This window comes from Brevundimonas sp. MYb52 (assembly GCF_002979535.1).
In the GTDB taxonomy this organism is placed as follows: domain Bacteria; phylum Pseudomonadota; class Alphaproteobacteria; order Caulobacterales; family Caulobacteraceae; genus Brevundimonas.
This window is the reverse complement of record NZ_PCPB01000010.1, coordinates 21518-44619: the sequence shown is the minus strand read 5'-3', so window position 1 is coordinate 44619 and position 23102 is coordinate 21518. Positions and strand designations below refer to the sequence as shown.

The 23102-nt window shown below is 66.4% G+C and carries 24 protein-coding genes, 1 tRNA gene and 1 riboswitch; of the genes, 16 read left to right on the top strand and 9 right to left on the bottom strand.

Features of this window, described 5'->3' with window-relative positions; genetic code table 11:
* Nucleotides 1–26 precede the first annotated feature (26 nt).
* The gene (locus CQ039_RS11600; protein ID WP_105562488.1) at nt 27–254 is read right to left on the bottom strand and encodes a hypothetical protein; all 228 of its coding nucleotides are present in this window, start codon (nt 252–254) and stop codon (nt 27–29) included.
* Between the two features lie 250 nt (nt 255–504).
* Between CQ039_RS11600 and CQ039_RS11595 the strand changes: the two genes are divergently transcribed.
* From CQ039_RS11595 to CQ039_RS16630, 8 genes are all read left to right on the top strand, one after another.
* Nucleotides 505–597: a potassium-transporting ATPase subunit F gene (locus CQ039_RS11595; RefSeq protein ID WP_146112097.1), complete on the top strand. Its 93-nt coding sequence runs from the start codon at nt 505–507 to the stop codon at nt 595–597.
* A 16-nt stretch (nt 598–613) separates the two neighbouring features.
* Nucleotides 614–2326, top strand: a complete 1713-nt coding sequence (gene kdpA, locus CQ039_RS11590) for a potassium-transporting ATPase subunit KdpA (RefSeq protein WP_105562486.1) — start codon at nt 614–616, stop codon at nt 2324–2326.
* Nucleotides 2327–2338: 12 nt separating this feature from the next.
* Nucleotides 2339–4414 carry a potassium-transporting ATPase subunit KdpB gene (gene kdpB, locus CQ039_RS11585; protein ID WP_105562485.1) on the top strand — a complete coding sequence of 692 codons (2076 nt, stop codon included), beginning with the start codon at nt 2339–2341 and terminating at the stop codon, nt 4412–4414.
* 16 nt (nt 4415–4430) lie between these two features.
* Complete coding sequence (locus CQ039_RS11580; protein WP_105562484.1) at nt 4431–5174, top strand: TorF family putative porin; 744 nt, start codon at nt 4431–4433, stop codon at nt 5172–5174.
* Nucleotides 5174–5755: a potassium-transporting ATPase subunit KdpC gene (gene kdpC, locus CQ039_RS11575; protein WP_105562483.1), complete on the top strand. Its 582-nt coding sequence runs from the start codon at nt 5174–5176 to the stop codon at nt 5753–5755. Before CQ039_RS11580 ends, kdpC begins: the two co-directional genes overlap by 1 nt.
* Nucleotides 5755–8424 (top strand): sensor histidine kinase KdpD, encoded by a 2670-nt coding sequence (locus tag CQ039_RS11570; RefSeq protein ID WP_105562482.1) that lies wholly within the window; start codon nt 5755–5757, stop codon nt 8422–8424. The genes kdpC and CQ039_RS11570 overlap by 1 nt, the downstream gene beginning before the upstream one ends.
* Nucleotides 8425–8434: 10 nt before the next feature.
* Entirely contained in the window at nt 8435–9124 is a 690-nt protein-coding gene (locus tag CQ039_RS11565) for a winged helix-turn-helix domain-containing protein (protein WP_105562481.1), read from the top strand.
* A 72-nt stretch (nt 9125–9196) separates the two neighbouring features.
* Nucleotides 9197–9358: a hypothetical protein gene (locus CQ039_RS16630; protein ID WP_158255985.1), complete on the top strand. Its 162-nt coding sequence runs from the start codon at nt 9197–9199 to the stop codon at nt 9356–9358.
* Nucleotides 9359–9384: 26 nt separating this feature from the next.
* Here the strand turns inward: CQ039_RS16630 and CQ039_RS11560 are convergent, their stop codons facing one another.
* The 3 genes from CQ039_RS11560 to cpdR form a co-directional block, all read right to left on the bottom strand.
* Nucleotides 9385–9606: a hypothetical protein gene (locus CQ039_RS11560; protein ID WP_105562480.1), complete on the bottom strand. Its 222-nt coding sequence runs from the start codon at nt 9604–9606 to the stop codon at nt 9385–9387.
* A 488-nt stretch (nt 9607–10094) separates the two neighbouring features.
* Nucleotides 10095–10169, bottom strand: a tRNA-Val gene (locus tag CQ039_RS11555).
* 114 nt (nt 10170–10283) lie between these two features.
* Complete coding sequence (cpdR, locus tag CQ039_RS11550) at nt 10284–10640, bottom strand: cell cycle two-component system response regulator CpdR (protein WP_105562479.1); 357 nt, start codon at nt 10638–10640, stop codon at nt 10284–10286.
* A 126-nt stretch (nt 10641–10766) separates the two neighbouring features.
* Between cpdR and CQ039_RS11545 the strand changes: the two genes are divergently transcribed.
* A complete protein-coding gene (locus CQ039_RS11545; protein WP_105562478.1) occupies nt 10767–11606 on the top strand; it encodes an N-formylglutamate amidohydrolase in 840 nt (279 codons plus the stop codon).
* 249 nt (nt 11607–11855) lie between these two features.
* On the opposite strand, the gene CQ039_RS11540 is transcribed toward CQ039_RS11545, so the two are convergent.
* Nucleotides 11856–12542, bottom strand: a complete 687-nt coding sequence (locus CQ039_RS11540) for a DUF599 domain-containing protein (RefSeq protein WP_105562477.1) — start codon at nt 12540–12542, stop codon at nt 11856–11858.
* A gap of 137 nt (nt 12543–12679) precedes the next feature.
* On the opposite strand from CQ039_RS11540, the gene ppa reads away from it, so the two are divergent.
* Nucleotides 12680–13237 (top strand): inorganic diphosphatase, encoded by a 558-nt coding sequence (gene ppa, locus CQ039_RS11535; RefSeq protein ID WP_105562476.1) that lies wholly within the window; start codon nt 12680–12682, stop codon nt 13235–13237.
* Between the two features lie 125 nt (nt 13238–13362).
* Here ppa and CQ039_RS11530 read toward each other — a convergent pair whose 3' ends face one another.
* A complete protein-coding gene (locus CQ039_RS11530) occupies nt 13363–14034 on the bottom strand; it encodes a bifunctional 4-hydroxy-2-oxoglutarate aldolase/2-dehydro-3-deoxy-phosphogluconate aldolase (RefSeq protein ID WP_105562475.1) in 672 nt (223 codons plus the stop codon).
* Nucleotides 14035–14124: 90 nt separating this feature from the next.
* Entirely contained in the window at nt 14125–14955 is an 831-nt protein-coding gene (locus CQ039_RS11525) for an alpha/beta hydrolase (protein WP_105562474.1), read from the bottom strand.
* Nucleotides 14956–15003: 48 nt separating this feature from the next.
* On the opposite strand from CQ039_RS11525, the gene CQ039_RS11520 reads away from it, so the two are divergent.
* Nucleotides 15004–15261 carry an Lrp/AsnC ligand binding domain-containing protein gene (locus tag CQ039_RS11520; RefSeq protein ID WP_040347054.1) on the top strand — a complete coding sequence of 86 codons (258 nt, stop codon included), beginning with the start codon at nt 15004–15006 and terminating at the stop codon, nt 15259–15261.
* A gap of 139 nt (nt 15262–15400) precedes the next feature.
* Here CQ039_RS11520 and CQ039_RS11515 read toward each other — a convergent pair whose 3' ends face one another.
* The gene (locus CQ039_RS11515; protein WP_105562473.1) at nt 15401–16171 is read right to left on the bottom strand and encodes a hypothetical protein; all 771 of its coding nucleotides are present in this window, start codon (nt 16169–16171) and stop codon (nt 15401–15403) included.
* A gap of 135 nt (nt 16172–16306) precedes the next feature.
* Between CQ039_RS11515 and CQ039_RS11510 the strand changes: the two genes are divergently transcribed.
* Nucleotides 16307–17977 (top strand): AIPR family protein, encoded by a 1671-nt coding sequence (locus tag CQ039_RS11510; RefSeq protein WP_158255984.1) that lies wholly within the window; start codon nt 16307–16309, stop codon nt 17975–17977.
* An 88-nt stretch (nt 17978–18065) separates the two neighbouring features.
* Here CQ039_RS11510 and thiC read toward each other — a convergent pair whose 3' ends face one another.
* Entirely contained in the window at nt 18066–19979 is a 1914-nt protein-coding gene (thiC, locus tag CQ039_RS11505) for a phosphomethylpyrimidine synthase ThiC (RefSeq protein ID WP_105562471.1), read from the bottom strand.
* 63 nt (nt 19980–20042) lie between these two features.
* Nucleotides 20043–20152: riboswitch (TPP riboswitch) on the bottom strand.
* 56 nt (nt 20153–20208) lie between these two features.
* Here thiC and CQ039_RS11500 point away from each other — a divergent pair.
* The 4 genes from CQ039_RS11500 to CQ039_RS11485 all read left to right on the top strand — a co-directional run bounded on the left by CQ039_RS11500 (nt 20209) and on the right by CQ039_RS11485 (nt 23096).
* Nucleotides 20209–20661 carry a GNAT family N-acetyltransferase gene (locus CQ039_RS11500; RefSeq protein WP_105562470.1) on the top strand — a complete coding sequence of 151 codons (453 nt, stop codon included), beginning with the start codon at nt 20209–20211 and terminating at the stop codon, nt 20659–20661.
* 173 nt (nt 20662–20834) lie between these two features.
* Nucleotides 20835–21836: a D-cysteine desulfhydrase gene (locus CQ039_RS11495; RefSeq protein WP_105562469.1), complete on the top strand. Its 1002-nt coding sequence runs from the start codon at nt 20835–20837 to the stop codon at nt 21834–21836.
* Entirely contained in the window at nt 21833–22537 is a 705-nt protein-coding gene (locus CQ039_RS11490) for an aspartate/glutamate racemase family protein (protein ID WP_255413087.1), read from the top strand. The genes CQ039_RS11495 and CQ039_RS11490 overlap by 4 nt, the downstream gene beginning before the upstream one ends.
* Entirely contained in the window at nt 22530–23096 is a 567-nt protein-coding gene (locus tag CQ039_RS11485; RefSeq protein ID WP_146112098.1) for a PH domain-containing protein, read from the top strand. The genes CQ039_RS11490 and CQ039_RS11485 overlap by 8 nt, the downstream gene beginning before the upstream one ends.
* Nucleotides 23097–23102 lie beyond the last annotated feature (6 nt).

Sequence of the window (23102 nt, the reverse complement as noted above, 5' to 3'; positions counted from 1 at the left end):
GGTCTTCCGGTGATCGGTCGCGGCGTTCAGGACGCGTCGCGACCGATTTCGCTCTCGCCAGTCTTGCTCTCGTTCCGGGTTGCCCGGCCCCAGGCGTCGTCGGCGCGGGCTTGGGCGATTTCCTCCGGGGTGGCGTCAGGGGCGCCGTCGGCGTCGCGGTCGGTGAAGCGGCGCGGCTGGACGAAGGCGAAGCCTGCGCCGGCCAGGATCATGGCGACCACGCCCACCAGGATCAGCGCCGTCATCGTGTCCATGCTTGTCTCCTTGGGTTCAGAGGGGCAACGCCCTGGCCCGCCTTCGGCTCCGTCGGCGGCGCGCCTCGTCCTTTCCTTATGCGCGCCTTATGCACGGCGCCGCTTTCCGCATGGCTCCCTTACGCCCCAAAGGCGTCTGTTCCGGCTCTCACTGAGTTGGAGGCTTCGGCATGGCCGATATGATCTTTCTGGCGATCGGCGGCGGGGCCTTCCTGGCCTTCGCCGCCCTCGCTGCTGCGTTGAAAAGGCTGTGACCATGGTGCTGAACCTCCTGTGGGGCGCCGGCGCCCTGGTCATCGCCGGCTACATGGTCGCGGCCCTGCTGCGCCCCGAGCGGTTCTGAGCGGAGCCGCCTTCTCATGAATATTCAAGGATGGGCCGAGATCGCCCTGACCCTCGGTCTGGCCGTCGTGCTCGGCTGGCCGATCGGGATCTATATGTCGCGCGTCTGGAACGGCGAGCGCACCTGGCTGGACCCGGTGCTGAAGCCGGTCGAGGGCCTGTTTTATCGCGCTGCCGGGGTGGACCCGACGCGCATCCAGGGCTGGCTGGGCTATGTCGGCGCCCTGCTCGCCTTCAATCTGGCGGGCTTCCTGCTGCTCTACGGCCTGCTGCGTCTGCAGGGGGTTCTGCCGATGAACCCGCAGGGGTTTGACGGCCTCAGTCCGCACCTGGCCTTCAACACCGCCGTCAGCTTCGTCACCAACACCAACTGGCAGAGCTATGGCGGCGAGGCGACGATGTCGACCTTCACCCAGATGGTGGGTCTGACGGTGCAGAACTTCGTCTCGGCGGCCACCGGCGCGACGATTGCGGCAGCTCTGGCCCGCGCCTTCATCGCCAATCGCGGAGAGGGAGTCGGCAACTTCTGGGCCGACCTGACGCGGACCAGCCTCTATGTCCTGCTGCCCATCGCCTTCATCGTCGCCGTGACTCTGGCCGGGCTGGGCGTGGCGCAGTCGCTGGCGGCCTCGGCCCATGCGACGACGCTTGAAGGCGGCTCGCAGACCATCAGCCTGTTCCCGACCGCCAGCCAGCTGGCGATCAAGCAGCTGGGCATCAACGGCGGCGGCGTGTTCAACGTCAACTCGGCCCACCCGCTGGAGAACCCGACGCCGCTGACCAATCTGATCACGGCGATCTGCATCAATGTCATGGGCTGGGCGGCCTTCTTCGCCTTTGGTTGCAGCGTCCTGGCCAAGAAGGAGGTCCGCGCCTTGGCGGTGGCCGCCGTCATCCTGCTGGGGGGCGCAGCCTCGGCCCTCTACGTCATCGAAAGCCAGCCGGCGCCCGCCCTGGTCGCCGCCAGCGTGGATGCCTCGGTTGGCAATATGGAGGGCAAGGAGGTCCGCTTTGGCGTCCCGGCCTCCGTGGCCTGGGCGGCCCAGACGACCGGCGCCTCGAACGGCTCGGTCAACTCCATGCACGCCAGCTACATGCCGCTGGGCGGGGCCGTGACCATGTTCCTGATGCAGTTGGGCGAGATCCTGCCCGGCGGGATCGGTTCGGGCGTCGCCGTCATGGTCTTGATGGCCATGCTGGCGGTCTTTGTCGCGGGCCTGATGGTCGGCCGCACGCCGGAATATCTGGGCAAGAAGATCGAGGCGCGCGAGATCCAGTTCGCCATGCTGGCGGTTCTGGTGGTGCCCCTGTCGGTGCTGGGCTTTTCGGCCGTCGCCGCCGTCCTGCCCGAGGCCCTGGCGGGTCTGCTGAACAAGGGGCCGCACGGCCTGTCCGAGGTCCTCTATGCCTATACCTCGGCGACGGGGAACAACGGCTCGGCCTTTGCCGGTCTGACCGCTAACGCGCCTTGGTGGAACACCACCCTGGGTCTGGCCATGCTGCTGGGCCGGTTCGTGCCCGCTATTGCGGTTCTGGCCGTCGCCGGCGCCCTGGTCGCCAAGCCCCGGCTGGCGCCCTCGACCGGGACCCTGCCGACCCATGGCCCGCTGTTCATCGGCCTGCTGATCGGGGTGATCCTGATCCTCGGCGGCCTGCAGTTCTTCCCCGCCCTCTCGCTGGGTCCGATCGTGGAGCATTTCGACATGCTTCAGGTCGTGGCCCGGTTCTGATCGGATAATCCCATGACTCAAGTCACGCTCGATCCGTCGAGCCCTCGGTCCCCCCACGTCTCATCGCCCATCGCAGGCGGACTGACCGGGGCCATGCTCGGCCGGGCGCTAGGCGACGCTGTCGTCAAGCTGAACCCGACCAAGCTTCTCAGAAACCCGGTGATCTTCGCCACCTGGATCGTCGCCCTGCTGGCGACCGCTTCGGCGGTCGTGGCGGTCGCCAGCGGCCAGGCGGCGGGCTTCGCCATCCAGCTGGCGCTGTGGCTGTGGGCCACGGTCCTGTTCGCCAATGTCGCCGAAAGCATCGCCGAAGGGCGCGGCAAGGCGGCGGCGGACTCCTTGCGCGCCACCCGCGTCACCACCAAGGCCAAGCTGATCGTCGATCCGGCGACCGGCACGGTGGTCCCGACCCCGGCGGGGGAGCTGGAGATCGGCTCCATCGTCCTGGTCGAGGCCGGCGACGTCATCCCCTCGGACGGCGAGATCATCGAGGGCGTCGCCTCGGTCAACGAGGCCGCCATCACCGGCGAAAGCGCCCCCGTCATCCGCGAAAGCGGCGGCGACCGTTCCGCCGTCACCGGCGGCACCACCGTGGTGTCGGACTGGATCAAGGTCCGCATCACCTCGGCTCCCGGCGCCACCTTCCTCGACCGCATGATCGCCATGGTCGAGGGCGCGGACCGTCGCAAGACGCCGAACGAGCTGGCCCTGTCGGTGCTGCTGGCCGGGCTGACCCTGGTTTTCCTGATCGCGGTCGCCAGCCTGCTGGGTCTGGGCGCCTATTCGGGGATCAAGCTGGACCCCATTGTGCTGGGCGCCCTGTTCATCACCCTCATTCCGACGACTATTGGTGGCCTGCTGTCCGCCGTCGGCATCGCCGGCATGGACCGCCTGCTGAAGGTCAACGTCCTGGCCACCTCGGGCCGTGCGGTGGAGGCGGCAGGCGACGTCGACACCTTGCTGCTCGACAAGACCGGCACCATCACCTTCGGCAACCGCATGGCCACCGAGGTCATCGCTGTGCCGTGCGTGCGTCCCGACGCCGCCATGCGGGCGGCGGTCATGGCTTCGCTGGCGGACGAGACGCCGGAGGGTCGCTCCATCGTCGAACTGGGCCGCAACGCCGGGGTGACGGGCGATCTGCCGTCTGGCGCCCGGACCATCCCCTTCAGCGCCGTGACCCGCCAATCGGGTCTGGAGGCCGACGGCCAGTCGTGGCGAAAGGGGGCGGTCGACGCCGTGCTGAAGTCCCTTGGTCTGGCCGAAGCGGATGCTCCGGCCGAGTTCCGCGCCGCCGTGGACCGCGTCGCCCGCTCGGGCGGCACGCCCCTGGCCGTGACCGAGAACGAAGCTCTGGTCGGCGTCATCCACCTGAAGGACGTGGTCAAGCCGGGCGTGAAGGCGCGCTTCGCCGACCTGCGCCGCATGGGCCTGCGCACCGTCATGATCACCGGCGACAATCCGGTGACGGCGGCGGCCATCGCTTCGGAGGCCGGGGTCGACGACTTCCTGGCAGAGGCCACGCCCGAGGACAAGATGCGCCTGATCAAGGCGGAACAGGCCAAGGGGCGGATGGTCGCCATGTGCGGCGACGGGGCCAATGACGCCCCCGCTCTGGCTCAGGCTGATGTCGGCGTGGCCATGCAGACCGGGGCCCAGGCCGCGCGCGAGGCCGGCAACATGGTCGATCTCGACAGCGACCCGACCAAGGTCATCGAGATCGTCGAGGTCGGCAAGCAACTGCTGATCACGCGCGGCGCCCTGACCACCTTCTCGATCGCCAACGACGTGGCCAAGTATTTCGCCATCATCCCGGCCATGTTCGTGGTCGGCCTGCCGTCGCTGGCGGCGCTGAACGTGATGAAGCTGTCCAGCCCGGAAAGCGCCATCCTGTCGGCGGTCATCTTCAACGCCCTGGTCATCATCGCCCTGATCCCGCTGGCGCTGCGCGGGGTGAAATACCGCGCCGTGGGGGCCGGGAAACTGCTGGGCCGCAACCTGCTGATCTACGGCCTGGGCGGCCTGATCGCGCCCTTCGTCGGCATCAAACTGATCGACATCCTCATCTCCGCCCTCGGCCTGGCCTGAGGGGAAGGACACCATCATGACGAAACGCAACACACCCAAAGCCTCGGGCGCCAATGACGCCCTGTTCGGCGGCGCCTGCCTGGTCGCCATCATCGCGCTCGGCCTGTGCAGCAGCCCGGCCCAGGCCGAGGACAGGACCGGCCCCGACGTCGCTTTCAACGCCGCCGTCGCCAGCGACTACGTCTTTCGAGGCGTCAGCCAGACCGAGGGCGATCTGGCCCTCTCCGCCGGTGTCGATGTCACCCATGGCCTGTTCTACGCCGGGGCCTGGGCCGGCAATGTCGCCTTCGCCGGGGACGCCGAAACCGACGCCGAGATCGACCTCTACGCCGGGGTCCGGCCCGAGTTCGCCGGCTTCAACTGGAACTTCGGCGTGGTCAGCTATTTCTATGCGGGTCAGTCGGACGGGGCCGACTATGACTATGTCGAGTTGAAGGCCGCAACCTCGCGCGCGGTAGGTCCGGCGACCCTGGGGGCGGCGATCTACTACTCGCCCGACTTCTTCGGCGCGTCCGAGGACGAGGCGACCTATGCCGAGATCAACGCCGCCGTCAGCCCGGCGGATCGGTGGACCCTCTCGGCGGCGGTGGGGCGGCAGTGGGTGTCGTCTGACTTCGACTACACGGCCTGGAACCTGGGCGCGGCCTATCAGCTGACGGACCATCTGGCGCTGGACGTCCGCTATTTCGACACCGACGAACACGGCTTCGGCTCGGCCTATGACAGCCGGGCCGTGGCCAGCCTGAAGGCGATTTTCTGATGCTGAACCAGATCCGTCCGGCGGTCGTGATGATCGCCCTGTTCACCGGCGTCCTCGGCGTCGCCTATCCTCTGGCCGTGACCGGGGTGGCCCAGGCCGCCTTCCCGGAACAGGCGAACGGCAGTCTGGTCCGCGACAAGGCGGGGCAGGTGGTCGGCTCGGCCCTGATCGGTCAGTCGTTCGCTGCGCCGGGCTATCTGCATCCGCGCCCCTCGGCGGCGAGCTATGACGCCTCGGCCTCGTCAGGGTCGAACCTCGGCCCGCTCAACTCGGACCTGATCGCCCGGGTCAAGACGGACGCGGAGGCGCTCAGGACCGAGGCGGGCGGGGCGGTCGTCCCCGCCGACGCCGTGACCACCTCGGCCTCGGGCCTCGACCCGCATATCTCTCCGGCCTACGCTAGGCTGCAAATCGCCCGCATCGCCAGCGCGCGCGGGGTGGGGGAGGCGCAGGTGCGAGAGGTGATCGAACAGCACGTCGAAGGCCGCACGTTCGGCGTCCTGGGCCAGCCGCGCGTCAATGTGCTGCTGACCAACCGGGCGCTGGACGCCCGCTTCGCGCGTCCCGCCGCGGAGGGCTGATGGCGCCGCCCATCCCCCCGACGATCGAGACCCCGGCCGCCCCGCGCAAGCGTGGGCGGCTGAAGGTTTTTCTGGGCATGTCGCCCGGCGTCGGCAAGACCTATGAGATGCTGCGCGCCGCCCGTCGTCGCAAAGCCGAGGGCGACGACGTCGTGGTCGGCGTGGTCGAGACTCATGGCCGCAAGGAGACCATGAGCCTGCTGCGCGGGCTGGAGGTCATGGCCCGCAGCCCCATGGCCTATCGCGACCGAACCCTGCTGGAGTTCGATCTCGACGGGGCGATCGCCCGGCGGCCCGAGCTGCTGCTGGTCGACGAATACGCCCACTCCAACGCTCCCGGATCGCGCCATCCCAAGCGGTGGCAGGACGTAGAGGAAATCCTCGACGCCGGGATCGACGTCTGGACCACGCTGAACGTCCAGCATCTGGAAAGCCTGTCGGACGTGGTGCTGCGGATCACCGGAGTGCGTCAGCGCGAGAGCGTGCCGGACAGCGCCCTGTCGCGCGCCGACGACATCGAGGTGGTGGACATCACCCCCGAGGAGCTGCGCAAGCGTCTGGCCGAGGGCAAGGTCTATGTGCCCGAGACGGCGCGGCTGGCCTCGGACAACTTCTTCAAGGTCGAGAACCTGACGGCCCTGCGCGAACTGGCCCTGCGCCGCGCGGCCCAGACGGTAGACGACCAGTTGGTCGCGCGCCTGCGTGAGCAGGGGGTGCCGGGGCCGTGGGCGGCGGGCGAGCGGATTCTGGTGTTGGTCGCGGGCGACGCCATGGCCGCGCCTCTGGTTCGCGCCGGGCGGCGGCTGTCGGACATGATGATGGACGCGCCCTGGACGGTGGCCCATGTCGACCGTCCTTCTGGCGCGCGCCACGGCGTCGGCTCGGCCGGAAAGCTGTCGGACGCGCTGAAGCTGGCCGAGCAGCTGGGCGGGCGCACCGTGGTCCTCAGCGGCGACGACACGGCGCGCGCTGTCATGGATCACGCCCATCAGAACAACATCACCCAGATCGTTCTGGCCAAGGGCCGCGACAGCCGCCTGTCCGAATGGCTGGGCCGATCGCTGGCCGCCGAACTGCTGCGTCAGGCGCGCGGGGTGGCGATCCACGTCATCACCGACGGCGCCGAGGCGGACGACAAGCCTGTGCGAGAGCCGCGCGTCAACCTGACCGGCGGCTGGCGCGGATACGCCGTCGGCGCGGCCTGCGTGGTCGCCGCTACAGGTCTGGCCCTGCTGCTGGACCGGACGTTCGAGCGGGTCGATCTGGGCGTCATCTATCTGTCGGCGGTGCTGGCGGCGGGGGTGCTCTATGGCCTGCGTCCGGCGCTGGCGGCGGCGACGCTGGCCTTCCTGACCTACAACTTCCTGTTCCTGCAGCCCAAGTTCAGCTTCGCCATCGGCTCGCCGACTGACCTTCTGACCCTGGTCGTCTTCTGGGCCGTGGCCCTGACGACCGGGGTCCTGGCGGGGCGCGTGCGCGAACAGGCGCGGGCGGCCCAGCGCCGCGCCTCGGCGGTCTCGGCCCTGCTGGCCGCCAGCCAGCGTCTGACCGGGGTGGGCGACCGCGCCGCCGCCGCCCGCATTCTGGCCGAGCAGACTGCGGCTGCGGCCGGTGCCGGGGCCGTGGTCCTGCTGCCTCTCAATGACGAACTGACCCTGATCGCGGGCGCGCCGACCAAGGCGCCGCTGGACGCCGAGGCCATGGCCGCCGCCCGCTGGGCCTGGGAGAAGGGCGAACCGGCGGGTCACGGCACCGGCACCCTGCCGCAGGCGCGCTGGACCTTCCGGCCCTTGCAGGGCGTGCGCGACCGCGCAGGCGTCGCCGGGATCGAGGCGGCGGCCCTGGCTCCCGGCTCGGACGAGGAAAAACTGGCCCTGGCCCTGCTGGATCAGGGCGCCGTGGCGGTCGAGCGCGCCGATCTGGCGGGACAGGCGGTCGAGACCGAGACCCTGCGCCGAACCGACCGTTTCCGAGGCGCGCTGATGAACTCGGTCAGCCATGACCTGCGGACGCCCCTGTCCACGGTCCTGGGCGCCTCGACCACATTGATCGACCTGGGTGACAGGCTGACGCCCGCCGTGCGCGCCGACCTGTTGCTGTCGATCCGCGAGGAGGCCGAGCGCCTTAGCCGCTATGTCGGCGACCTGCTGGACATGACCCGGCTGGAGGGCGGCGGCTTGAACATCCGCGCCGACTGGGTCGATGTGCGCGACGTGCTGAACGCGGCGGGCAAGCGCGTGGCGCGGCGGTTGGGCCAGCGCAAGATGACCCGCGACTTTCCGGCCCAGCTCAGTCTGGTCATGGTCGATCAGGGGCTGTTGGAACAGGCCCTGGTCAACATCCTCGAGAACGCCGTCGCCTACAGCCCCGACGGCTCGACCGTCGAACTGGCGGCCTATGAGGACCGAGGCGCGGTGGTCATCTCCATCGAGGACGAGGGCCAGGGCATCCCCACCGCCGAACTGGAGCGGGTCTTCGACAAGTTCCGCCGCATGGAGGAGCCGTCGGACCGCACCAAGGGGGCCGGGTTGGGCCTGGCCATCGCCAAGGGCTTCGTCGAGGCCATGAACGGCCGTATCGCCGCCGCCAGTCCCATTCAGGATGGAAAAGGCACGCGCATCCTGATCAGCCTGCCCAAGGCCGTCGTCACCCACCCGAGCCTGCTCTAGGGTCCGCCGTATGGCCGCTGTCCGTCCCCAGATTCTCGTCATCGACGACGAGCCCCAGATCCACCGCTTCCTGTCCCCGGCGCTGGACGCCGCCGGCTATGAACCGCGCCGCGCCGACAGCGGGCAGGAAGGCCTGCGCGGCATCGCCCTGTGGAGCCCCGACGCCGTGGTCCTGGACCTGGGCTTGCCCGACATGGACGGCAAGGACGTGCTGGCTCGCGCCCGCGAATTCTATGCCGGCCCCATCATCATCCTGTCGGCGCGTGACAGGGAGGCCGAGAAGATCGCGGCGCTTGATCTGGGCGCTAACGACTATGTCGAAAAGCCCTTCGGCGTGGGCGAACTGCTGGCTCGGGTCCGCGCCAATCTGCGCCAGGCCGCACCGCGCGCGGAGGTGCAGGGGCCGCTGACAGCGGGGGAGGTGGTCATCGACCTGGAGCGCCGCCTGATCACCCGCGCGGGCGAGGCCGTGCGCGTCACGCCCAAGGAATACGACGTCCTGGCCCATCTGGCGCGCAACGCCGGCAAGGTGGTCGGCCACCGCGACCTCTTGACCGCCGTCTGGGGCAAGGCCCACGCCGACGACACTCAGTACCTGCGCGTGGTCGTCGGCCAGTTGCGTCAGAAGCTGGAGGCCGATCCCGCCCAGCCCCGTCTGATCGCCACTGAACCTGGCGTGGGCTACCGGCTGACGGCCTGATTGGGCGTTGCGGCGCCAAGCACAACTTTTGCGTGTTTTGTTCGTGCGGTTTCACAACGGCACAGGTGGTTCGTGCGCGAACAGTTTGAAGAATTGGCGGTGGCTTGGCTGTGTCGCTCGTTTGAGCAGCGGTCTCCGGTGATCGGAGAGGCCTGTGTCGAGATCGCCGCCATCTGCGACGCTCTGGCCAGCCTGACGGCGCGGTTGGATGTTCTCGCGTCTCAGCAGGACTAGGGCGCGGAGCGCCGGCGGCGGCGAGGTTACGAAATCTCGAAGTCGATGATGGTTTCGGCTGTCTCATAGCCATGCTGGCGCGCCAGTTTGGCCGCGCTCTCGGGCGAGGCCATCATGTGATGCGACAGGCGTTTCGGCCCGCCGTCGATGATGGGCGCATATTCGTACCAGACGACGTCGCCATGGGGCGAAGGACGGCGCAGCCGCAGAACGGCGGCGCTTTTCGCGACCTGTTGCGTGTCAGCCATGTTGAAGCCGCCGAACCTTGACGATTTCCATACGCAGTCCCCCCAAAGGGTGTTTCCATCACCCTGTTCTGTGGAGTTGCCACCTTGCCGGCGCGGAGGGAAGGCCTGTGCGTCTCAAATCGACGAGATGTTTGGCGTTTAGGGGGCTGGCGCGTTCGCCGGCCGCGACGGCCGCGATCCGAAACATGCGTGCGCCGGCGCGAGGCAGAGGGCCGAACAGGATTTTATTTCTCGCGCCCGCCCTGGCGACGAGGAATCCTCCGTTTTTCAGAACTGGCCCCGATCGCTTGCGCCGTGCGTTTTTGTCGCGATTTGGAAGCCTGGCTTATAGCCTTGGGGCCAGGATGAGGCCCTGTCGTCAGGCGGCGATTCGCCGGTCCTGAAAGCCCTAGCGGCCAAGAAAAGCTGGAGACAAGGCGAAGGCAGGGCTTTGACGATGTCGTGTCAAAATGCACCGTGGGTGCAACCGCCTAAGCGATTGAAAAGAATGGTGGACGCGACAGGGATTGAACCTGTGACCCCTACGATGTCAACGTAGTGCTCTCCCGCTGAGCTACGCGTCCGCCTGTTCTGCGGCCCGGCCGACTGATGTGTCGGTGGGCGGGAAGGCGGCGTCTATAACCCGCAGTTCGCGGGGGCCGCAAGAGGCTTGTGTCTTCTTTTTTCGTATTTTTTCGTTAGGCGGCGATCATGCGTTCGACCTCGTTCACTAGGTCGCGCAGGTGGACGGGTTTGGACAGGACCTTGGCCTGGGGCGTGGCCTGTGCGGCCGACAGGGCGACGGCGGCGAAACCGGTGATGAACATGATGCGGATGCCGGGTTGGCGCACGGCGGCGACGCGCGCGACCTCGATCCCGTCGGCGCCGGGCATGACGATGTCAGTGAGCAGCAGGTCGTAGGGGCCTTGCTCCAGGGCGTCGATGGCGTCGTCGCCGTTTTCGCAGTCCACCACGGCATGACCGGCGCGTTCCAGCGCGCGTGTCAGGAAGCCTCGAAGCGAGCCGTCGTCTTCGGCCAGCAGAATACGCGCCATGCAGGGTCAAGTCCTTGAATATCGAAGCGGACCCTAGGCGCTGATCGGTAAACTCGCGGTGAAAATCATCCCTAGGGCGAGCGCGTAGAGGGCGCGGTCGGGGATAAATCAGTCTATGGCCAAGCCATGAACCCAGCGCCGACCGACGCGACCTTCAGCCTTGTCCCCGTCCTTCGCGGGCGTGCGACGCCTTTGGTGTTCGCCTCGCCGCATTCGGGGGAGCTCTATCCCGAAGACATGGCGGCGGCCGAGGATCTGTCCGAGATGTCGCTGCGCAGCGCCGAGGATGCGGCGGTGGATCGGCTGCTGGGCGCGGGCGCGGCGGCGGGGGCGGCGCTGATCGCCGGGCGCATAGGCCGAGCCTATGTCGATCTGAACCGTGCGCCTGAGGAACTGGACCCGATCTTGATCGACGGGGTGTCGGCGACGCCGCCGCCGGGGCTGAAGACCCAGGCCGGATACGGCGTCATTCCGCGCTTGGCCGGCGATGGCGCGCCGCTCTACGATCGCCGCCTGACGCGGGAGGAGGCGGTTGGGCGGATCACCAGGGTGCATCAGCCCTATCATGAAGCCCTCGGCGACCTGATGCGGGCGGCGTTGGCGCGTCATGGCCGCGCGGTTTTGGTCGACTGGCATTCCATGCCGTCGCGCGCCACGGGACCGAACGGGCCGGACGTGGTGCTGGGCGACCGGCATGGCGCCAGTTGCGAGACGGACCTGACGCGGCGGTTGCGGGCGCTGTTTGAGGCCATGGGTTGGCGCGTGGCGCTGAATCGGCCCTACGCGGGCGGGTATGCGACCCAGCTCTGGGGGCGGCCGGAGGAAGGCTTCGAGGCGATCCAGATCGAGCTGAACCGGCGACTTTACTGGGACGAGGCCTCGGGCGGCCCCTCGGCCGGTTGGGGGCGCTGCCAGTCAGGGCTGAACCGGGTCATTGCGGCTCTGGGTCAAGACTTCGCCGCCTGACCCAGCGAGGGCCAAAAAAAAGCCGCGCCCGGGGGCGCGGCATATAAAGTCTATAGGGAGGAAACGCCCAGGAAGGGCAAGACGCCCGAAAGCGTCGAAAGCCAAATTAGGTTGCAGCGCACAAAATTTCAAGCGCCGATTTTTGACTCGCGATCACAGGCTGTTACGTAAATCCGTTTCGCAGTTACGCCGGGTAAGGATTGCTGTCCGCACGAATCGTTCGCGGCTGCAATAAGACCAAAGTCGGGCCTAACTGCGCTCCAGCAGCCGTCGGGCCGCCCGCACGGCCCGCGCGGCCGGCGACCCAGCCTGACGCCAGACCAGAAGGCCGAAGGCCGAGATCACGCCCAGCGCCAGCCACAGAGGCCCGAACAGCCAGGCCGCCGCCGCCAGGGCGAAGTAGTAGCCCCGCACCCCCTGGCTGAAACCGCCCAGGGCCGGGTTCAGCACCTGGGCCACCGCATGGCCATAGGCGACGCGGTCCGTCTCGGTGTGGATTTCCGGTGCGGCGCCGATCAGGGCTAGGGCGTAGTTCATCTGGCGCAGCGACCAGATGAAATCGAGGAAGCCGCGGGCCAGGCAGACCAGAACCAGGGCCAGCTTGGCCTCCAGAATTTTCATCGGCACCGCCTCGGCGCCCACGGCGGCGAAGCCCTTCAGCGCGTTCTCGCCGCCGAACAGGATGCCGGCCACCGCCGCGATCAGCAGCAGGTTGGTCGAGGCGAAGAAGGAGGCGGAGTTGATAGAGTGGCCCATCAACTGGCTGTCGATCAGCCGCATCTCGCGATGGGTCATGGCCGTCATCCAGCTGTCGCGGACCACCAGCATGTCGTCGTTCAGCGATCCGCTGCGCCGCGCGATCAGCCCCAGGATCGGGCCATAGCCGAGCCAGGCGATGAAGAAGAGGCTGAGGGCGATCCAGTCGAACAGGGTCATGCCCTGTTGATGCCTTCAGTTCGGCCTATGGAGCAAGGGCGATCGCCCGCAAACGGCCCCTGAAGCTTGCTGTTCGGCGACGCAGAGCTTATCACGCGCCCCAAACTCCCCGTTCGCACCTGCAACAAGAGCGTAACATGAACATCGAAGCCATTCCGGTCGGCCCGAATGCGCCGTGGGACATCAACGTCATCATCGAGATCCCGCAAGGCGGTCTGCCGGTGAAGTACGAGATGGACAAGGAATCCGGCGCCCTGTTCGTCGACCGCTTCCTGCACACCGCCATGTATTATCCGGGCAACTACGGCTTCGTGCCGCACACCCTGTCGGACGACGGCGATCCTTGCGACGTCATCGTGCTGAACCCGACCCCGGTGGTGCCCGGCTGCGTCATCCGCTCGCGCCCGATCGGCGTGCTGAAGATGGTCGACGAAGCCGGCGGCGACGAGAAGATCTTGGCCGTGCCGGTCGACAAGCTGAACCCCTACTACACCGAGGTTTCCAGCTACCGTCAGCTGCCGGCCATCCTGATCGAGCAGATCGAGCACTTCTTCACCCGCTACAAGGATCTGGAGAAGGGCAAGTCGGTCACGGTCAACGGTTGGGGCGACGCTGGCGAGGCCGCAGAACTGATCGCCGCCGGCATGGCCGCCCACCAGGCCAAGCTGGCCAAGGCCGCCGCCGAAGCCGCCTGAGGCGCTTCGGGTTCTGAATAGGAAGGCCCCGCTGGTTCGACCGGCGGGGCCTTCTTCTTTGGGGCGCTATCGCTCGCCGCTTGAGCGCGGTTCTCCCTCCCCATGAAGGGGAGGGAGAGGCGTTGCTACTTGTTTCGGAAGGCCGCAATCGCCTCGACCGTCTGGCGCACCTTGGCCTCGATGCCGGCCCAGTCCTTCGCCTGAATCGCCGCGTCGGTGATCAGCTTGGAGCCCATGCCCGCCGCCACGATGCCCGAGCCGAACCATTTGGCGATGGAGGCTTCGTCGGGGTCGACGCCGCCGGTCGGCATGATCTTGGTCCAGGGCATGGGGCCCAGCACCGCCTTGACGAAGTCGGGGCCGCCGACCGAGGCGCCGGGGAAGAGCTTGACGATCTCACAGCCCAGGCTCTGCGCTTCGGAAATGTCGCGCACCGAGCCGCAGCCCGGCGAATAGGCGACCTGACGGCGGTTGCAGACCTGCGCCACCTCGGGCACCAGGCAGGGGCTGATGACGAAGCGTGCGCCCGACGCCAGGTAGAGAGCCGCCGTCGGCGCATCCAGGATCGAGCCGACGCCCATGATGATGTCGGGATCGGTCTGGGCGAACTGCTTGGACAGGTCGGTGAAGGTCTCCCAGGCGAAGTCGCCGCGGTTGGTGAACTCGATGGCCTTGGCCCCGCCGCGGGCGCAGGCGCGGATCACCTCGGCGCAGACCTCGGGGTCGGCGTGATAGAAGACCGGGACGACCCCTTGAGTTTCGAGGGCGGTCAGCACGCTGAGGCGGTCGTGTCGCATGGGGTCTCCTTCGGACTTTTCAGGCCCGCAGATCGGCGGTTCCCGGCGCCCCCGTCAAGGGAGCGCCGATCAATCCCGGTAACCGGTCGCCTATTCGGCGGTGGCCAGCGTCACGAGGCGCCGGACCATGCTGCTGTCCTTGTCGGCCAGCGGGTCCAGCATGGTGAAGTGATCCAGCCCGTCCAGCACCTCGACATGGGTGTCGGCGCCCTTGCCGCCCCACTCGGCGGCCATGCTGCGGCTCTGGCGGATGAACTCGTTGCTTTCCGCCCCGCCGACCCAGCAGTCCAGCGCCCGCCCGCCTGGCGCCCCGCCGTTCGGCGCGGGCCAGTAGATGGGCGACAGGGCCCGCGCCGTCATGGCGTCCAGCCCAAGCGCCGCGTTCAGCGAGGTGTGGATCAGCGGCTCGATGTCGAACACGCCCGAAATCGCCAGCGCCGCCCGCGCGCGGCCTTCGGACAGCATGCAGGCCGCCATATGGCCCCCGACCGAATGGCCGAAGACCAGGGGCCGCTTGCCGGTGCGGTCGCGCACCAGTTCGGTGGCCCGGCGCATCTGGCCGATGATGGCGCCGACCTTGACCGTCGGGGCCAGGTCATAGCCGGGGATGACGACGCTGATCCCCTGATCCAGCAGGGCCGGCGCCACCCAGGCGAACCAGGCCCGGTCCAGGGCCTGCCAGTAGCCGCCGTGGATGAAGAGGGCGGTCGGCGACCCCGCGCCGGCGTCGAACCACTCCATCTTCTGGCGCTCGCCGGGGCCGTATTCGACGGTTTCCGGCCGCCGGGCGTCGATGACGCGGGCCGAGTCTTCTCGCCATCGTTTCAGGATCGCCGGATGTCCCGGCACGCGTTCCCGATTGTTGTAAGCCGCCTCGTAATCGACTGGAGGGGCCGTCAGTGTCGCCGGAGCCTTACCCATGCCGTTTCCATCCGCTATGCACCTCCGCTTGAACGGGAGGTTCCGACCATGATGACCGCCATTTTCGTCTTCATCAAATGCGAGTTGGGCTACGCCAACGATGTCGCCGCCGATCTGGTCGACAATGTTGAAAACGTGTCGGAAGTTTACTCGACCTCGGGTCAGCACGACCTGCTGGCCAAGTTCCAGCTGCCGAAAGACGCCGACATCGGCACCTTTGTGACCAAGCAGGTGCAGACCCGCCCGCACATCCGCGACACCTTCACCGTCATCACCTTCTCGCCCTTCCTGCCCTCGAAGAAGTAGGCGCGAGCGCGCGCCGGGCGTCGGCGCGCGGGGTGTTCCGCTTCTGTAGCGTCTGAGACGGTTTTCGCGTCATCCGAGGCCGTGGGCCGGGGCTGGCCGAGCCCCCGCCCAATCCCTCTCCCTCGAAGGGGAGGGCTTTTCAGGGCGGCGGGTCGGGCTCGGGAAAAACAGAGTCCAATTCGTCCAATCTGTCTGAAATCTTCCCGTCCGGGTCCAGCCGGGCCTTGAGGGCGGCCATGCGGGCCTCGATGGCGAGGCGGCCGGCGAGGTCGTGGGGCGAGAGGGCGGCGGCGTCGCGGGCGACATCGGCGACGGCCTTCAGGTCGGCCTCCAGCGTGGCGGCGGGATCGGGGGCGGGTTCTGGTGTCAGTGCCGCGAGCAGAGCCGGGTCCGTCAGGGCGCGCCAGGTGCGCAGCCAGGAGGCGGCCTCGGCGGCGCGGCCGCGGCGGACGGCGCGGTCCAGCCGCATCAGGGCCTGGGCCGCCATCTGGGCCAGATCGGGCGGGGCGGCGCCGGGCGGGTTGTCGTCTTCGTCGTCAGGGGCGGGCCAGACGTCTTCCATGTCGCTGCGGCGCCAGCCCTCGCGCGCGGCGCGGGACCGCAGGGTGCCCGACTTCAACTGATAGCGGTCGCAGACGGCCTCGGCCGTGTCCCCGGCTAGATAGTCGCGCCGCGCCGCCGCCCAGACCGCGTCCGAGCGCACGCGATAGCCCGCCGTCTGCGAAAGGTCGGGAGAGCGGTCGGGATCAGGCGAGACGCCGGGGGCCGGGCGGTCGTCGGGATCGTCGTCATCGAGGACGGGCCGCACATGGTCGGGGATGTAGCTGATGTCGCCCAGCTCATCCTGCTCCCACCGCCCGGACCGGATCACCCGAGGCTCGCCCTCGTGCCAGTAAGCCTCGTCGCCCATCTCGCCTCCTCCTGCCTGTGGCGAGGAGGTTGGAGGATGGGTGCGTCAGGATCGGACGGGGGCGGCTGACGCTTAAAGGCAACCGGCGCATAACGTAGGTATGTCGGCAGCTATCGACTCATGTATGAGTCTTGCATGCATGCGATCACAAAACTCGAACATTCGATAATCGATGCGCGCTTGCGCGAGTATGAGAACGCTGGTCAGGCCAAAGGTGCGCCGGCAGCGTTTCAACTCCTAGCGCTCGACTGCCTGTTTCCGAAAAAAAACGAAACCAGTTTAGAGCTTATTACCGATGGAGTAGGGGATCGTGGTGTAGATGCTGTCTACATCCAAGATGACCCTATTAGTCCGACGATCAGTATTTTTCAGTTCAAATATCATACAAAGATAGAGGGTTGTTCAAAGAATTTCCCTGAAACAGAATTATACAAAATAATGGCATTCCTTCAGGAGTTGTTTGATAGGAATGAAGGGCTGTCAGCATCTGTCAACGAGGCTCTTGCCCAAAAAATAGAGCAAATAAGTTCTTATTTTGATGCCGGAATTTATTGTAAATATAAAATATATTTAGTCAGTAATGGTCAGCATCTTGCTAAAAGTGGCATAAGGATAATTGAAGAATTTTGCTCTCGTTATGATTGGATTTCATACGAGGAGGTTGGGTTTCATGAAATTGCTCGACTTATATACCGTCCAGAACGAGAAAGTGTATCTGGTCAGCTTCAGGTAATAGACAGGCAGATATTTGATAGATCTGACGGGGATGTTCGTGGAGCTATAGCTTGCGTCGATGCTTTGTCGTATCTGAAATTGATATGCAATGAAGATCTTACGTCAATCAAGAGGCATATATTTGACGACAATATTAGAGTTTTTCTTGGATTAGATGGTGGTTACAACGGCGATATTTTTAGAAGCGCTGTTTCTGATGATAATCACTTATTCTGGTATCAGAATAACGGGATAACAATTACGTGTGAAAATTTCAGCTATAATAGTGGGATCAGAAGTCCTGTCCTTACTGTGGATGGGCTTCAGGTGGTAAATGGAGCTCAAACTTCACATGCCCTGTTCCAAGCTTATCAAAGAAACCCTATCCGGACTCAAAACGTACTACTTTTGATAAAGGTTTACGAAACGGCAAAGGCGGACATATCGCGGCGAGTCGCTGTTGCTACTAATAGCCAAGCTAGAATTCTACAGCGCGATCTTCATTCGAACGACGAGATTCAGCATAAGTTGGAGGGAGCTTTTTCTGACAAAGGCTACTTCTACGAAAGAAAGAAAGGTCAGTATAGTGACAAGCCCAATACGCAACGTATAGACGCGTTCAAACTGGGTCAGGTCATACTGAGTTATTTTTTAGGTGAGCCAGAACGTGCGCGCGTACAGTCCGACGAGATATTTGGAAGTCTGTACGGCGACATTTTCCACGAGCACTACGATCTAGACGAATTGGTGCAGGTCTGGGAGCTCTCGCTGGAGATCGAGCAGAGGCGTCAACGGGAGGCTGAGATAGCTCGTTCAACCGTGGGCGAAACGCGGGAGTTGTCGTGGCTCCCTTATGGGAACTGGCATGTTCTCTACGCGATCCGGCTGCTTGCCAACGCTAAAGAAGTGAAAGTTCCGCCACACGCCGAGACGCAGGAATACGTGACGCAGGGGATCGAGATTATCCAACGTGTTGTGACCGATGGTCCCAAGCAAGCTGTCTACGAGCTGTTCCGTAGCCGTAAGACAAGGGATCGAGTGCTGCGATCGGTATATCCTCAAGCTCAACAAATGATGCTTTTTGCCGTCTAAGCTTATTGCGTAGGGGGGGGCGGACGCGAGTCTACCCGAAGCTGCCTCGCGTCCTTAGTCCTGACCCCGGCGTGAGCGGGCGGGGCGGCTAGACCTTCACCTCAATCGCTGCCCCACCCGCCCGGAACCTGGCGCTCATCTCCGCCATGCCGGCTTCGGCCTCCGTCAGCGAGGCGCCCGCGTCGTTCTGCGCCATGGCGTCGCGGCGGATGTCCTGGCTGATCTTCATGCTGCAGAACTTGGGGCCGCACATGGAGCAGAAGTGGGCGGTCTTGTGGGCCTCCTTGGGCAGGGTGGCGTCGTGGTATTTGCGGGCGGTTTCGGGGTCGAGGCCGAGGTTGAACTGGTCCTCCCAGCGGAACTCGAAGCGGGCGCGCGACAGGGCGTCGTCGTGCATGCGGGCGGCGGGGTGGCCCTTGGCCAGGTCGGCGGCGTGGGCGGCGATCTTGTAGGTGATGACGCCGTCCTTGACGTCCTGACGGTCGGGCAGGCCCAGGTGCTCCTTGGGCGTGACGTAGCAGAGCATGGCCGTGCCGAACCAGCCGATCATGGCCGCGCCGATGGCCGATGTGATGTGGTCATAGCCGGGGGCGATGTCGGTGGTCAGCGGGCCAAGCGTATAGAAGGGCGCCTCGTGGCAGTGCTTGAGCTGCTCATCCATGTTGGCCTTGATCTTGTGCATCGGCACGTGGCCGGGGCCTTCGATCATGACCTGACAGCCCTTGGCCCAGGCGATTTTCGTCAGTTCGCCCAGGGTGCGCAGCTCGGCGAACTGGGCCTCGTCGTTGGCGTCGGCGATGGAGCCGGGGCGCAGGCCGTCGCCGAGCGAGAAGCTGACATCATAGGCGCGCATGATGTCGCAGATGTCCTCGAAATGCTCGTAGAGGAAGCTCTCCTTGTGGTGGGCCAGGCACCACTTGGCCATGATGGAGCCGCCGCGCGAGACGATGCCCGTCACGCGCTTGGCCGTCATTGGCACAAACGGAAGCCGCACGCCCGCGTGGATGGTGAAGTAGTCCACGCCCTGTTCCGCCTGTTCGATCAGGGTGTCGCGGAACACCTCCCAGGTCAGGTCTTCGGCGATGCCGTTCACCTTCTCCAGCGCCTGATAGATGGGGACGGTGCCGATGGGGACGGAAGAGTTGCGGATGATCCAGTCGCGGATGTTGTGGATGTTGCGGCCCGTCGACAGGTCCATGACGTTGTCGGCGCCCCAGCGGGTGGCCCAGACCAGCTTGTCCACCTCGTCATCGACGCTGGAGAGGACGGCCGAGTTGCCGATGTTGGCGTTGATCTTCACCAGGAAGTTGCGGCCGATGATCATCGGCTCGACTTCGGGGTGGTTGATGTTGTGCGGGATGATGGCGCGGCCGCGGGCGATCTCTTGCCGCACGAACTCAGGGGTCACGAAGTCGGGGATGGCGGCGCCGAAGTCTTCGCCGTCGCGGATGCAGGGGGCGTTCTGCTCGCGGCGCAGGTTCTCGCGGATGGCGACGTATTCCATCTCGGGCGTGATGATCCCGGCTTTCGCGTATTCGTACTGGGTGACCGGGCGGCCTTCGACGCCCTTGAACACCTGATGGTTCGAGACGTCGAAGCGGGGGGCGAGGTGCTTGCCGCTGGCGTGGCCGTTGTCCTCGGGTTTGACCTCGCGCGGGTTGGCGACGGGGGCGATGTCGCCGCGGTCCAGCTGCCAGCTGGATTTGACGCGGGGCAGGCCCTTCTTGATGTCGATGGTCACGGTCGGGTCGGTGTAGGGGCCGGAGCTGTCATACATCGTCACCGGCGGCTCGTTGGCGCTGGGGTGGACGGCGACCTCGCGGAAGGGGACGCGGATGTCGGGGTAGAGCTCGCCCGCCACATAGACCTTCACGCCGCCGGCGCGGGGGCCGGTGGGGATGCGGCCGGTCTCGGCCTCGACGGCCTTGCGGGCCTCGGCGAGGGGGAGCTCGACATTGGGCTCGTGCGGCTGTTCGGTCGTCGGCGTGACGTTGATGTTCATGGCGGCCTCAAAGCGTTTGAGGTCCGCCGACGTCGGGCGTGCCGGTCCTGTGGCGTGAAGCCGGGGCCGGAAGCGTACTCATCCCTTCGCCGGCATGACCCGGATCAGGTTCGACGGGTCAGAGGAGAAACCTCTATCTCAGCCGCTCGATTGCGACCCCCCGGAGAACGGCGCGACCCTAGCCCGTTTCGGGGGTAGGTCAAGCGAGGGCGGCGTGGCAGGAAGGGGAATGATCCTTTCCCGAACCTACGCACCTGAGGACATGGCCGGGTGCCTGGCCCTGTTCGACAGCAATACGCCGCGCTTCTTTGACGTGAGCGAGCGGGAGGGGTTTGTCGGGTTTCTGAATGATCAGGCCCTGCGCTGGCCCTATCAGGTGCTTGAACTGGACGGGCGGATCGTCGGCTGCGGCGGCCATGCGGTCGAGGCGGACGGCATCAGCGTGGCCCTGTGCTGGGGGATGGTGGACAACGGCCTGCACGGTCAGGGGCTGGGAAAGGTGCTGACCGAGGCGCGGATCGCGGCGGCGTGGGCGACGCCGGGGGTGACGCACGTCATCCTGAACACCAGCCAGCACACCCAGGGCTTCTATGCCCGGTTCGGCTTCGAGACGCAGAAGGTCACGCCCGACGGCTATGCGCCCGGCATTGATCGCTGGGACATGGTGCTGAAACTGGAATGAAGGAGGGGGGGCGGTCCGGCTTCTCAGTCGGGGGGGCGTTAAGGCCGGACCGCCACAGACGACATCGGGGTTGGGGGGCGTCCGATGTGTCCGATGCAATAACAACGGACCTGAAACTTGGTTCCGCAAGAATTCGCGTGTTAGCCACGATTATTGAACGGGAGTCTTCGACCATGCATCTGGCCCGCTTTCCTCGCGTCCGACTGGCGCATCTGCCGACCCCGCTGGAGCCCGCGCCGCGGCTGTCAGAGGCGCTGGGGATCGATCTCTGGATCAAGCGCGACGACTGCACCGGCCTGGCTGGCGGGGGCAACAAGACGCGCAAGCTGGAGTTTCTGCTGGGCGACGCCTTCGAGGTCGGCGCCGACACCCTGGTGACGCAGGGGGCGGTGCAGTCGAACCATGTGCGCCAGACGGCGGCGGCCGCCGCCGCCCACGGACTGAAGTGCGAGATCATCCTGGAGGAGCGGACGGGTTCGACGGCGGCTGACTATGTCGAGAACGGCAATGTCCTGCTGGACCGGCTGTATGGAGCCGTGATCCGGCGCGTGCGGGGCGGGGCTGACATGGCGGCGGAACTGGAGACAACGGCCGAGGCGGTGCGGGCGCGCGGCGGCCGGCCCTATGTCATTCCAGGCGGCGGCTCGAACGCGGTCGGGGCCCTGGGCTATGTCGACTGCGCGCGGGAAATCCTGGTCCAGGCCGATGAACTGGACCTGGCGATCAGCCGCATCGTCACGGCGACGGGCAGCGCGGGGACCCATGCGGGCCTGGTCGCGGGTCTGGCGGTCATGGGGGCGGACATCCCGGTGCTGGGCATAGGGGTGCGGGCGCCGAGGGAGAAACAGGAGGCCAATGTCCTGAAGCTGGCGCGGGAGACGGCGTCTCTGCTGGGCCATCCCGATCGGGTGACGGATCAGATGGTGGTCGCCGACTGCGACTATGTCGGGGCTGGATACGGTCTGATCGACCAGGCGGTGATCGAGGCGCTGAAACTGGCGGCGCGCACCGACGGTCTGCTGCTGGACCCGGTCTATACGGGCAAGGCCATGAAGGGGCTGATCGCCCTGGCCAGGGCCGGGCGGTTCAGGGACGAGACGGTGGTGTTTCTGCACACCGGCGGGGCGCAGGGGCTGTTCGGCTATCAGGGCGAACTGGAAGGCGCGCTGGCGTGAATAGTCCTGCGGGCAAGAGTCTGGGCGTTCTGGGCGGCATGGGGCCGGCGGCGACGGTGGCCTTTCTGGCGCGGGTGCAGGCCCTGACCCCGGCCAGGGGCGACGAGGACCACATCCGCGTCATCGCCGACATCAATCCCCAGGTTCCGAACCGGCACGCCCAGCCCGAGGCGGCGGGCCGGGTCCTGGGCGAGATGGCGGTGCGGTTGCGCGACGCCGGGGCCGAGGTTCTGGCCATGCCGTGCAACACCGCCCACGCCCATGCAGCGGCCATTCGGGCGGCGGGCCTGCCCTTCATCGATATGGTGGCGGAGACGGCCAAGGCCGCGAAAGAGGGGGCGGCGACGAGAGCCGGCGCGCGGCGGATCGGGGTTCTGGCGACGCCGGGCGGCGAGGCGCTCTATGCCGAGGCCCTGGCCGCAGAGGGGGTGGAGATGGTGCGGCTGTCAGACGCCGACCGGGCGCGCTTCATGGCGGCGGTGTTCGGGGTCAAGGCGGGCGACGTGGGACCGGCGCAGCGCGCGGTCATGCGCGACCTGGCGGCGGTCCTGGTCGCGGCGGGGGCCGAGGGGGTGATCGGCGGCTGCACCGAGGTTCCCCTGTTGCTGGATGCGGCGGACCTGGCGGTTCCGCTGACCGACTCGGCCGAGGTGCTGGCGCAGGCCTGCGTGGATGTGTGTCGGGGGAATGGGCGTGGCTGAAACAATCAGCAGCTATATTCGGGCGGATGAGAAACTGTTGTGGCGCGGGAGGCCGCAGCAGGGGCTGCGCCTGGGCGGGCAGGAGTTCGTCTTGGCGCCGATCAGCCTGTTATGGGGCGTCATAGTGCTGTGGATGTTGTTGTCGGGAGGGTTCTCGACGGCGCGCGGGCTTCCATTTGTCCTGTTCCCGCTGATGTTCGCGCTGGCCGCCCTCTATTTCACGCTTGGCCGCTTCGTCCATGACGCCTGGCTCCGGTCGCGGATCGAGTATGCCCTGACGGACCGTCGCGTCATCGTCCTTCGGCGCGGCCTCGGCGACGAGGTGACGGCGCTGGACCTCGGGAAGGTGGATCAGGTGCGGTTCAGGCCGCGCGGCCAGCGAGGCGACATCTTCTTCGGGCCGAGTCCGAGGGGGCTCAACGTCTTCGGCACGCAGAGCTTTCGGTCGGGTCTGGCGCTGTGGGTTCCCAGCCTGTCGGAAACGCCCCAGTTGATGGGCGTCGAGAACGCCCGGCGTCTGTATGATCAGATTGAAGGCCTGCGGGCCGCCGCACGCTAAGGCGCG